General features: G+C 68.5%; 1 protein-coding gene. It reads left to right on the top strand.

The genetic code is table 11. The annotated features are described in order from the left end of the window. The first annotated feature begins 109 nt into the window (after window positions 1-109). Window positions 110-1,555 carry an FAD-dependent oxidoreductase gene (locus QMX81_RS20840; protein ID WP_121043910.1) on the top strand — a complete coding sequence of 482 codons (1,446 nt, stop codon included), beginning with the start codon at window positions 110-112 and terminating at the stop codon, window positions 1,553-1,555. The last annotated feature ends 142 nt before the right edge of the window (window positions 1,556-1,697 follow it).

Below are 1,697 nucleotides of genomic sequence, written 5' to 3'. Positions count from 1 at the left end.
TATCGACCGGCGCCTCGTGTTCCCACCGCTGTAGTGCCGGCCGCTGGCCGGAAACCTCACATTGTAGTGCCGGCCGTTGGCCGGCAACTCACCACCGCAGGGCCCACCCATGAGCCGCAAGCAAGCTTTCCAGTTCCTCGATCTGCCCCGGACGATGCCGCAGCGCATCCCGGTCGAACTGCGCACCTCCGGCGACTGGGGCGAGCTGTACGGCAAGTTCGGCAAGGAAGACGCGCAGTTCCAGGCCGGTCGCTGCCTGGATTGCGGCAATCCGTACTGCAGCTGGAAGTGCCCGGTGCACAACGCGATCCCGCAATGGCTGCAGCTGGTGCAGGAAAACCGCATCCATGAAGCGGCCACGCTGTGCCATTCGACCAACCCGCTGCCGGAAGTGTGTGGCCGCGTGTGCCCGCAGGACCGGCTGTGCGAAGGCAGCTGCACGCTGGAGGAATTCGGCGCGGTCACCATCGGCGCCGTGGAGAAGTACATCGTCGATACCGCGCTGGCCACCGGCTGGCGACCGGACATGAGCGCGGTGGAAGCCACCGGCAAGCGCGTGGCGGTGATCGGCGCCGGCCCGGCCGGGCTGTCTTGCGCCGACAAGCTGGCGCATGCCGGCATCCAAGCCGTGGTGTATGACCGCTACGAACAGATCGGTGGGCTGCTGCAGTTCGGCATCCCCAGTTTCAAGCTGGACAAATCGGTGATCAGCCGCCGCCGCAACGTGCTGGAGGGCATGGGCGTGCAGTTCCGCCTCGGCGTGGAGATCGGCCGCGATGTGAGTATCGATGCGCTGCTGGCCGAGTACGACGCGGTGTTCGTGGGCACCGGCGCATACCGCTATACCGATGGCGGCCTGCTCGGCCAGGACCTCAAGGGCGTGCTGCCGGCGCTGCCGTTCCTGGTGCAGAACAGCCGCATCGTCAGTGGCAGCGATGCCCATGGCCGGCCGATCGCTGGCTGGGAGGACCAGATCGCCCTGCCCGATCTGGAGGGCAAGCGCGTGGTGGTGCTGGGCGGTGGCGATACCGGCATGGACTGCGTGCGCAGCGCGATCCGGCTCGGCGCGGCCAAGGTGACCTGCGCCTACCGCCGTGACGAAGCCAACATGCCCGGCTCGGCACGCGAAGTGGCCAACGCCCGCGAGGAAGGCGTGCGCTTCCTGTTCAACCGCCAGCCGTTGTCGATCGAGGCGGGTGCCGATGACGAAGTGATCGGGGTGATGGTGGTCGAGACGACCCTGTCCGATCCGGATGCCCAGGGCCGCCGCAGCGCGGTGCCTATCGAAGGCAGTGAATCGCTGCTGGAAGCGGACGTGGTGATCATCGCCTTCGGCTTCTCGCCGAGCGCACCGGGCTGGCTGACTGACCACGGCGTAGAGGCCGGCAACAACGGTCGCATCGTGGCCGGCGGCAGTGGCCGCCTGCCGTTCCAGACCGCGCACCCGCGCCTGTTCGCCGGTGGCGATGCGGTCCGCGGCGCGGATCTGGTGGTGACGGCGGTGGCCGAGGGCCGCGATGCGGCCGGCAGCATCGTGCAGCTGCTTTCGGCGTAACGGCGGGCCCTACCCAGGCGCGCCTCTCAAGCGGCGCGCGCTACCGCGGGTACCGGCGTGTGACGCACGCCGGCCCGCTCGATCTCCAGCGCCATCAGCAGCACGATGTTGTCGAGCTGGTCGCGGATGCAGCGGTTGCTGA

It is taken from the genome of Stenotrophomonas sp. PS02301 (assembly GCF_029959485.1).
GTDB lineage: Bacteria > Pseudomonadota > Gammaproteobacteria > Xanthomonadales > Xanthomonadaceae > Stenotrophomonas > Stenotrophomonas maltophilia_Z.
The sequence above is the reverse complement of the archived record's forward strand: the minus strand, read 5'-3'. Positions and strand labels throughout refer to the sequence as shown.